16 protein-coding genes are annotated in these 9132 nt (G+C 45.6%); 15 read left to right on the plus strand and 1 reads right to left on the minus strand.

Annotated elements, in window-relative coordinates; genetic code table 11:
• Positions 1-15 precede the first annotated feature (15 nt).
• From rplE to rplQ, 15 genes are all read left to right on the plus strand, one after another.
• Positions 16-555, plus strand: a complete 540-nt coding sequence (gene rplE, locus NH568_RS22250; protein WP_010386945.1) for a 50S ribosomal protein L5 — start codon at positions 16-18, stop codon at positions 553-555.
• Positions 556-565: 10 nt separating this feature from the next.
• The gene (gene rpsN / locus NH568_RS22255; RefSeq protein WP_010386944.1) at positions 566-871 is read left to right on the plus strand and encodes a 30S ribosomal protein S14; all 306 of its coding nucleotides are present in this window, start codon (positions 566-568) and stop codon (positions 869-871) included.
• 20 nt (positions 872-891) lie between these two features.
• Positions 892-1284 (plus strand): 30S ribosomal protein S8, encoded by a 393-nt coding sequence (gene rpsH / locus NH568_RS22260; RefSeq protein ID WP_046006906.1) that lies wholly within the window; start codon positions 892-894, stop codon positions 1282-1284.
• A gap of 13 nt (positions 1285-1297) precedes the next feature.
• On the plus strand, positions 1298-1828 hold the full coding sequence (rplF, locus tag NH568_RS22265; protein ID WP_253110413.1) for a 50S ribosomal protein L6: 531 nt from the start codon (positions 1298-1300) through the stop codon (positions 1826-1828).
• A gap of 9 nt (positions 1829-1837) precedes the next feature.
• Positions 1838-2188 carry a 50S ribosomal protein L18 gene (gene rplR, locus NH568_RS22270; RefSeq protein WP_054017614.1) on the plus strand — a complete coding sequence of 117 codons (351 nt, stop codon included), beginning with the start codon at positions 1838-1840 and terminating at the stop codon, positions 2186-2188.
• 9 nt (positions 2189-2197) lie between these two features.
• The gene (gene rpsE / locus NH568_RS22275; protein ID WP_046006903.1) at positions 2198-2704 is read left to right on the plus strand and encodes a 30S ribosomal protein S5; all 507 of its coding nucleotides are present in this window, start codon (positions 2198-2200) and stop codon (positions 2702-2704) included.
• A gap of 6 nt (positions 2705-2710) precedes the next feature.
• The gene (gene rpmD / locus NH568_RS22280; protein WP_010378276.1) at positions 2711-2890 is read left to right on the plus strand and encodes a 50S ribosomal protein L30; all 180 of its coding nucleotides are present in this window, start codon (positions 2711-2713) and stop codon (positions 2888-2890) included.
• Positions 2891-2894: 4 nt separating this feature from the next.
• Positions 2895-3329, plus strand: a complete 435-nt coding sequence (gene rplO / locus NH568_RS22285) for a 50S ribosomal protein L15 (RefSeq protein WP_054017612.1) — start codon at positions 2895-2897, stop codon at positions 3327-3329.
• Positions 3330-3340: 11 nt separating this feature from the next.
• The gene (gene secY / locus NH568_RS22290) at positions 3341-4669 is read left to right on the plus strand and encodes a preprotein translocase subunit SecY (RefSeq protein WP_046006901.1); all 1329 of its coding nucleotides are present in this window, start codon (positions 3341-3343) and stop codon (positions 4667-4669) included.
• Between the two features lie 22 nt (positions 4670-4691).
• A complete protein-coding gene (gene rpmJ / locus NH568_RS22295) occupies positions 4692-4805 on the plus strand; it encodes a 50S ribosomal protein L36 (RefSeq protein ID WP_002959476.1) in 114 nt (37 codons plus the stop codon).
• 129 nt (positions 4806-4934) lie between these two features.
• Complete coding sequence (rpsM, locus tag NH568_RS22300; RefSeq protein WP_010386936.1) at positions 4935-5291, plus strand: 30S ribosomal protein S13; 357 nt, start codon at positions 4935-4937, stop codon at positions 5289-5291.
• A gap of 13 nt (positions 5292-5304) precedes the next feature.
• Positions 5305-5691, plus strand: coding sequence for a 30S ribosomal protein S11 (gene rpsK, locus NH568_RS22305; RefSeq protein WP_010386935.1), 387 nt, complete (start codon positions 5305-5307; stop codon positions 5689-5691).
• 22 nt (positions 5692-5713) lie between these two features.
• Positions 5714-6334: a 30S ribosomal protein S4 gene (gene rpsD / locus NH568_RS22310; protein ID WP_046006900.1), complete on the plus strand. Its 621-nt coding sequence runs from the start codon at positions 5714-5716 to the stop codon at positions 6332-6334.
• Between the two features lie 24 nt (positions 6335-6358).
• Positions 6359-7345, plus strand: a complete 987-nt coding sequence (rpoA, locus tag NH568_RS22315) for a DNA-directed RNA polymerase subunit alpha (RefSeq protein ID WP_010386933.1) — start codon at positions 6359-6361, stop codon at positions 7343-7345.
• A 39-nt stretch (positions 7346-7384) separates the two neighbouring features.
• Positions 7385-7786: a 50S ribosomal protein L17 gene (rplQ, locus tag NH568_RS22320; RefSeq protein WP_010386932.1), complete on the plus strand. Its 402-nt coding sequence runs from the start codon at positions 7385-7387 to the stop codon at positions 7784-7786.
• A gap of 89 nt (positions 7787-7875) precedes the next feature.
• Here rplQ and NH568_RS22325 read toward each other — a convergent pair whose 3' ends face one another.
• Entirely contained in the window at positions 7876-8478 is a 603-nt protein-coding gene (locus NH568_RS22325) for a hypothetical protein (RefSeq protein ID WP_253110416.1), read from the minus strand.
• Between the last annotated feature and the right edge of the window lie 654 nt (positions 8479-9132).

A 9132-nucleotide genomic window follows, 5' to 3' on the forward strand; every position in this document is an offset into this window, starting at 1 on the left:
TAGTTGGAGTAGACGATGGCGAAACTGCATGAAGTGTACAAAGACAAAGTAGTAAAAGAACTTTTTGAAAAGTTCGGTTACAGCTCTGTCATGCAAGTCCCTCAGATCGAAAAGATCACACTAAACATGGGTGTGGGCGAAGCCCTAGCTGACAAGAAAATTCTAGAGAATGCAGTAGCTGACCTAGAAGCTATCTCTGGTCAGAAGCCTCTGGTTACTAAAGCACGCAAATCTGTTGCTGGCTTTAAGATCCGTGAAGGTTACCCAATTGGCTGTAAAGTAACCCTACGCGGCGAGCGTATGTGGGATTTCCTAGAGCGTCTAGTCTCTATCGCGATGCCACGTATTCGTGACTTCCGCGGTGTTAGCGCAAAGTCTTTTGACGGTCGCGGTAACTATTCTATGGGCGTACGTGAGCAAATCATCTTCCCAGAAATTGATTATGATAAAGTCGACCGTGTTCGCGGTATGGACATCACAATCACTACTTCTGCGAAAACAGATGATGAAGGCCGTGCGTTGTTAGAAGCGTTCAACTTCCCATTCAAAAAGTAAGGGTAGGGTTATGGCAAAGAATTCAATGAAAGCACGTGACGTAAAACGTGCTAAATTAGTTGCTCAGTATGCTGAAAAGCGTGCTGCGTTAAAAGCTATCATCAGCGATGTTAACGCATCTGATGATGAGCGTTGGGATGCAGTGTTAAAGCTACAGTCTTTACCACGCGATTCTAGCCCTTCACGTCAACGTAATCGTTGTAACATCACGGGCCGCCCACATGGTTACCTTCGCAAGTTCGGCATGAGCCGTATCAAAGTACGCGAAGCTGCTATGCGCGGTGAAATTCCTGGCCTTAAAAAGGCTAGTTGGTAATAGAATCACGGGAGTAAGACATGAGCTTGCAAGATCCAATTGCGGATTTGTTTACACGCATCCGTAACGGTCAGACTGCGAAGAAGGTATCTGTAACTATGCCAACTTCAAAGCTGAAAGTAGCTATTGCTAAGGTACTAAAAGACGAAGGTTACATCGGTGACTTCGCAGTATCTGGTGACGTTAAAGCAGAATTGACTATCGAACTTAAGTACTTCGAAGGCAAAGCTGTTATCGAAAACATCCAGCGTGTTAGCCGCCCTGGTCTACGTATCTACAAGAAACGTGACGAATTACCTAAGGTAATGGGTGGTCTAGGTATCGCTATCGTATCAACTTCTAAAGGCCTGATGACAGACCGCGCTGCGCGTAACGCTGGTGTTGGTGGTGAAATCATTGGCTTTGTAGCTTAATCGGAGGGGAACTATGTCTCGTATAGCGAAGGCTCCTATTACTGTTCCTGCCGGTGTTGAAGTTACAGTTAACGGCCAGGACATCAAAGTTAAAGGCAAAAACGGTGAATTAACGCGCACTATCAATGCTGCGGTTGAAGTTTCACTTAACGACAACGTTATCACTACAACTCCACGTGAAGTTGCTAACGCTTGGGCTCAAGCGGGTACTGCACGTGCGTTGATCAATAACATGATCCAAGGTGCTAACGAAGGTTTTGAGAAGAAACTACAACTAGTAGGTGTTGGTTACCGTGCGGCAGTTAAGGGTAAAGTATTAGACTTAACTCTTGGCTTCTCTCACCCAGTGAACTTCGAGATCCCTGAGGGAATCACTATCGAAGCTCCAAGCCAAACTGAAATTGTTGTTAAGGGCGCAGACAAGCAGCTGGTTGGTCAAACTGCTGCGAACATTCGTTCATACCGTGAGCCAGAGCCTTATAAAGGTAAAGGTGTACGTTATGCTGACGAATACGTGCGTCGTAAAGAGGCTAAGAAGAAGTAAGGTAAGACGATGGATAAGAAAACAGCTCGTCTACGTCGTGCTAAGCGCACTCGTAGAAATATTATCGAACAGGGCACAACTCGCCTTGTTATCCACCGCACGCCACGTCACATTTACGCTCAAGTAATTAACGTTGAGGGTAATGTACTGGCTGCTGCTTCTACTGTTGAAAAAGCAATTGCTGAAACAGTTAAAGGCACAGGCAACATCGAAGCGGCTCAAGCAGTTGGTAAAGCAATCGCTGAGCGCGTAGCTGACAAAGGCGTTGAAAAAATCGCTTTTGATCGCAGTGGCTTTAAATATCACGGCCGTGTGAAGGCGCTTGCTGATGCAGCGCGTGAAGCCGGTCTGCAATTCTAGGAGTAGACAATGGCTAACGTAGAAGCAAAAGCACAACAGCCTGAATTGGCTGAAAAGCTAATCGCGGTAAACCGTGTGTCTAAAGTAGTTAAAGGTGGTCGTATCTTTAGCTTCACAGCACTGACTGTAGTTGGTGACGGCGCAGGTAAAGTAGGTTTCGGTTACGGTAAAGCACGTGAAGTTCCAGCTGCTATTCAAAAAGCAATGGAAAAAGCACGCCGTAACATGATCTCAGTAGACCTTAATGGTCATACTTTGCAGCACCCTATCAAGGGTCGTCATGCTGGTTCTAAAGTATACATGCAGCCTGCATCAGAAGGTACAGGTATCATCGCCGGTGGTGCGATGCGTGCAGTACTAGAAGTTGCTGGTGTACAGAACGTACTTTCAAAAGCATACGGTTCTACTAACCCGATCAACATCGTTCGTGCAACAGTTGCCGCTCTAGAGAACATGAATTCTCCAGAAGGCATTGCTGCTAAACGTGGTCTTAGCGTTGACGAAATTTTGGGGTAAGACACCATGGCAAACACAGTAAAAGTAACTCAAGTACGTAGCTCAATCGGTCGTTTACCGAAGCATAAAGCTACATTACGTGGCCTTGGTTTACGTCGTATCAACCACACTGTTGAGCTAGAAGATACGCCAGCAGTTCGCGGTATGATCAACCAAGTTTCTTACATGGTTAAGGTAGAGGGTTAATTCGATGCATTTGAATACACTTTCACCTGCTGCTGGTGCAAAGACAGCTGGTAAGCGTGTTGGCCGTGGTATCGGTTCTGGTCTTGGTAAGACTGGTGGTCGTGGTCACAAAGGTCAAAAATCACGCTCAGGCGGTAAAGTACGCGTTGGTTTCGAAGGCGGTCAAATGCCTATGCAACGTCGTCTGCCTAAGTTCGGTTTCACTTCTCGCAAATCTCTAGTATCTGCTGAAGTTAACCTATACGAAATCGCTAAAGTTGAAGGCGATGTGGTAGACGTAAACGCGTTACAAGCAGCTGGTATCGTTAAAAAGAACATCCAGTTCGTAAAAGTTGTTAAATCTGGCGAAGTTTCACGCGCAGTTACCGTTAAGGGCATTAAAGTGTCTAAAGGTGCTCGCGAAGCTATCGAAGCTGCCGGAGGCAAGGTAGAAGACTAAGGAAGTACACTATGGCTAAACCAGGTCAAGATATGCAAAGCGCACAGAGTGGGCTAGCGGAACTGAAGCGCCGACTACTGTTTGTATTGGGTGCTATCATTATTTACCGTTTAGGTTCGTTCGTGCCGATCCCTGGGATTGATGCCGCCGTACTTGCCGAATTCTTCGAGCAACAAAAGGGCACCATTGTTGAAATGTTCAACATGTTCAGCGGTGGTGCGCTTGAGCGTGCCTCGGTACTCGCGCTGGGTATTATGCCCTATATCTCAGCTTCAATTATTATGCAGCTATTAACGCACATACATCCTGCGATGATAGAGCTTAAGAAAGAAGGTGAGCAAGGTCGTAAGAAGATCAGTCAGTACACGCGTTATGGTACGCTTGTGCTTGCTACATTCCAGTCTATCGGTATTGCCACTAACCTTCCTAATATGATGGATGGGTTAGTTGTAAATCCTGGTTTCGGTTTCTACTTCACCGCTGTGGTGAGCTTAGTAACCGGTACTATGTTCCTGATGTGGTTGGGCGAACAAATCACAGAGCGCGGTATTGGTAACGGTATCTCGGTTCTGATTTTTGTTGGTATTGTAGCTAACCTGCCGTCTGCAATCGGTTCGACAGCAGAAATGGCGCGTCAAGGTGATCTGAACGTATTAGCTTTGGTTGTGATTGCGGTAATCGTATTCGCTGTAACTTATTTGGTAGTGTTCTTTGAGCGTGGTCAACGTCGTATCGTTGTGAACTACGCAAAACGTCAGCAAGGCCGTCAGGTCTTCGCAGCGCAGAGCACGCATTTACCATTGAAAGTAAACATGGCGGGTGTTATTCCACCAATCTTTGCTAGCAGCATCATTTTGTTCCCTGGTACAATTGCAAGCTGGTTCGGTCAAGGTGAAGGTCCAGTTGCTGACTTCTTACAAGCCGTCTCTGCAGTGTTGACTCCTGGTCAGCCTCTGTATGCGATGGTACTTGCAGCAGCGATTATCTTCTTCTGCTTCTTCTACACTGCGTTGGTATTTAACCCGCGTGAGACAGCAGACAACCTGAAGAAATCTGGCGCATTTATTCCAGGCATTCGCCCAGGTGAGCAGACATCTAAATACATTGATAAAGTAATGACACGCCTGACTTTGGCTGGTGCGTTGTATATTACCTTTATCTGTCTGGTGCCCGAGTTTATGACCATGGCGTGGCAAACGCCGTTCTACTTCGGCGGTACATCAATCTTGATTATCGTTGTGGTTATCATGGACTTTATGGCACAAGTACAGACCCATCTGATGTCTCATCAGTATGATTCTGTGCTGAAAAAAGCGAACCTTAAAGGCTACGGCCGCTAAGGTCTGTTTACGGAGTTGAGTAATGAAAGTACGTGCTTCCGTTAAGAAAATCTGCCGTAACTGTAAAGTTATCAAACGTGCCGGTGTGGTACGCGTGATCTGCAGTGAGCCTAAGCACAAGCAAAGGCAAGGCTAAGAAATCTAGTCGTGCAGGCTAAGTAATCTACTTAGCCTGTTTCATTGGTAAAACCTGAATGTCGGTTGGGTATCCTATACGGGCTTTCCAGCAAGATGATAATCAGGTTTATTTATAGGAGATATGTTAGTGGCCCGTATCGCAGGCATTAACGTTCCTGATCATAAGCATGCTGTTATCGGTTTAACAAGCATCTATGGTGTAGGTAAAACTCGCGCTAAGGCTATCTTAGCTGCGACAGGTATCGCTGAAACTACTAAAATCGGCGATTTAAACGACGAAACTCTTGACATCCTTCGTGAAGAAGTTGGCAAGTACACTGTTGAAGGTGATCTTCGTCGTGAAGTTACACTAAACATCAAGCGTCTTATGGACCTTGGTTGTTTCCGTGGCTTACGTCACCGTCGTTCGCTTCCACTACGTGGTCAGCGTACTAAGACTAACGCGCGTACTCGTAAGGGTCCTCGCAAGCCTATCAAGAAATAAGGTGGGGTAAGTTATGGCAAAAGCACCAATTCGTCGTAAAAAGGTCAAAAAGCAGGTTGTTGACGGCATGGCTCACGTTCATGCATCTTTCAACAACACGATTGTGACCATCACTGACCGTCAAGGCAATGCTCTTTCTTGGGCGACTGCAGGTGGTTCAGGTTTCCGTGGTTCTCGTAAGTCTACTCCTTTCGCTGCACAGGTTGCTGCGGAGCGTGCAGGTACTGCTGCTCAAGAGTACGGTCTTAAGAACCTAGAAGTATTCATCAAAGGTCCAGGTCCAGGCCGTGAGTCTGCTGTTCGTGCATTGAATGCTGCTGGTTTCCGTATCACAAACATCACTGACGTGACGCCAATCCCACATAATGGTTGTCGTCCACCGAAGAAACGTCGCGTATAATTAATAGGTTAGGAGAAAGAACATGGCAAGATATTTGGGCCCTAAGCTCAAGCTGAGTCGTCGTGAAGGTACTGACCTGTTCCTTAAAAGCGGCGTAAGAGCTATTGACTCTAAGTGTAAACTAGAAACAGCACCTGGTCAGCACGGCGCACGTAAAGGTCGTCTATCTGACTACGGTCTACAGCTACGTGAAAAGCAAAAAGTTCGTCGTATCTACGGTGTACTTGAGAAGCAATTCCGTAACTACTACAAAGAAGCTGCTCGCCTTAAAGGCAACACAGGTGAAAACCTGCTTCAGCTTCTAGAGCAACGTCTGGACAATGTTGTATATCGCATGGGTTTTGCAAGCACACGTGCTGAAGCGCGTCAGCTAGTAAGCCACAAAGCGATTATGGTTAATGGTCGTGTTGTTAATATCCCTTCTTTCGTAGTTACTCCAGAAGACGTGGTAGTAATTCGCGAGAAGTCTAAAAAGCAAGCGCGTATCATCGCTGCTCTAGAGTTGGCTGAGCAACGCGAAAAGCCAACTTGGATTGAAGTTGACGGTTCAAAAATGGAAGGTACTTTCAAGCGCCTACCAGAGCGTTCTGATCTGTCTGCGGACATTAACGAACAACTAATCGTCGAACTTTACTCGAAGTAAAGTTAAGAGTTAAGAGAGGATAAAATGCAGGGTTCTGTAACCGAATTCCTAAAACCAAGATTAGTCGATATCGACGCTGTAAGCTCAACGCGTTCTAAAGTGGTTTTAGAGCCTCTAGAGCGTGGTTTCGGCCACACACTAGGCAATGCTCTACGTCGTATACTTCTTTCATCTATGCCTGGTTGTGCTGTGACAGAAGTTGAAATTGACGGTGTATTGCACGAGTACAGCGCGAAAGAAGGCGTACAAGAAGACATCATTGAAATTCTGTTGAACCTGAAAGGTCTGGCAGTATCTCTAGAAGGTAAAGATGAAGTTTTCCTTACCCTGACTAAGTCTGGTGTAGGCCCTGTGACTGCGGCTGATATCCAGCACGACGGAGACGTGACTATTGCCAACCCTGAGCATGTGATCTGTCACCTTACGGCTGACAATAGTGAGATCAGCATGCGCATTCGCGTTGAGCGTGGTCGCGGTTATGTACCGGCGTCTAGTCGTTTATCCTCTGATGACGATGAGCGTCCAATCGGCCGTTTGCTGCTTGATGCATCATTCAGCCCGGTTGAGCGTATTGCGTACTCGGTTGAGTCAGCTCGTGTTGAGCAACGTACAGACTTAGATAAACTAATCATCGATATGGAAACGAACGGCACTTTGGATCCTGAAGAAGCGATCCGTCGTGCGTCTACTATTCTTGCTGAGCAGCTAGAAGCATTCGTAGACTTACGTGATGTTTCTGAGCCGGAAGAAAAAGAAGAGAAGCCAGAGTTCGATCCTATTCTGCTTCGTCCAGTCGATGACTTAGAGCTAACTGTACGTTCTGCGAACTGTCTGAAAGCCGAGCAAATTCAATATATCGGTGACTTAGTACAGCGTACTGAAGTTGAGCTTCTGAAAACACCAAACCTTGGTAAGAAGTCTCTGACTGAAATTAAAGACGTGCTAGCTTCACGTGGTCTTTCTCTGGGCATGCGCCTGGAAAACTGGCCACCTGCAAGTCTGGCTGAGTAATCTAAGTTACTATATTAGTTTAGTTAGAAGGATAGGGTCATGCGCCATCGTAAGAGTGGTCGTCAATTAAACCGTAACAGCAGCCATCGCAAAGCGATGTTCAGCAACATGGCTGGTTCTTTGGTGAAGCACGAAATCATCAAAACAACTTTGCCTAAAGCGAAAGAGTTGCGCCGTGTAATTGAGCCTTTAATCACACTGGCTAAGACTGACAGCGTAGCAAACCGTCGTTTAGCGTTTGCTCGCACGCGTGATAAAGAAGTAGTTGGTAAATTGTTCTCTGAGATCGGTCCTCGTTTCGCGGATCGTCCAGGTGGTTACACTCGTATTCTGAAGTGTGGCTTCCGTGCAGGTGACAACGCGCCAATGGCTTACATTGAACTACTAGATCGCCCAGTTGCGACTGAAGAAGTTCAAGAAGACGCGCAGTCTGCAGAGTAAGTCTTACTAGTTAAGACACAGAAAAGCCGGGCATTGCCCGGCTTTTCTACGTTTGGTGAAAAAATTATCACCGTTGCGATAGCACCGTCTTAGAAGTTCCAGTGCAACAAAATACCAAAGTGATCCGCATCTACTTTATTTGCACTTGCCAGTTCATTATTCACAGAATAACTGCCGATCTTTGATACTTCATATTCGACCATGCTGTATCTTAACTCGAGGCTGGCATTCCAGTCTTCAAATGTGTACATGCCTGACACAATGAATTTACCAGCATTATCGAACTCGATATCATTGCCAAAATCATTGTCCAGTTCAACAGACGTATCCAATCCTGCACCCAGACCAAGTTTTACTTGTTCGCTGACTTTGTAATAGGGAATGGCTTCCCAAGTGAAGCGGCTAAATGTGAGGTCGCCATTTTTTGCGTCGGCAGAATCCAGGTGCACTGCTGCATTCAGGCGAATATCAAAGTCTTCGTTAAGTGCGTAGTTAAGTCCACCACCCAGAATGACGCCAGTTCCAGCCTTCACACTGTTGTCACTGTCGTCCTCATAGACCAATGTGCCTAATGTGTCACCACCAGTGGTATATCCAATGGTTGCAGAAAAGGAAAGTGGATTGTTGGGTTCTTCTGATGCAAAAGCGGTTGTAGAGAGTGCAGCTAATACAGCTAAACTGAACTTTTTCATGATTTTCCTATTTTAATTACATAAATCCTGCGAGGATTTTGTATAAAAAGACGGAGTTTGTACAGAAAATGAGGAAATATCTAAAAGGGAAAGGTGAATAAATCAGCTTTTCGTTGTGTTTTTGTCCGAACGCACCGTTTTTCTCACTTTTCTTCAAAAAAGGGGTTGCGCTGAGTTTCGATTTCCCTATAATGCGCATCCACCGACACGGGGCACAACGCTGAAAAGCAACGAGCCAAGTGAAGGGAAAGCTAAATGGAAAGCTTAATTAAGAAAAATTAAATTTTCTAGTTGACTTTAAAAGTGAAGCGGTTAATATGGCGCTCCACTTCGCAGCAAGGCTGCGGTAACTAACTAAGGTTAGTTACACTGTTCTTTAAAAACATGAAGCAATCATCTGTGTGGGCACTCGTACAGATTGAGTTCTAACAGCGAATTTCAGTTTTACTGAATGACGCACAAAAATTTAGAGTCTCAACTGAACTGAGTGACTAACATAGTCAATTCGTTTTGATTTTACTTTTTTAAAAAGTAGAAACAGACAAAATCAGAATTCATTGAGCATGGTTTGAAGTTTACTTCAAACAAAAACTTTTAATTGAAGAGTTTGATCATGGCTCAGATTGAACGCTGGCGGCAGGCCTAACACATGCA

The sequence above is a fragment of the Pseudoalteromonas sp. XMcav2-N genome (assembly GCF_024124545.1).
Taxonomy (GTDB): domain Bacteria; phylum Pseudomonadota; class Gammaproteobacteria; order Enterobacterales; family Alteromonadaceae; genus Pseudoalteromonas.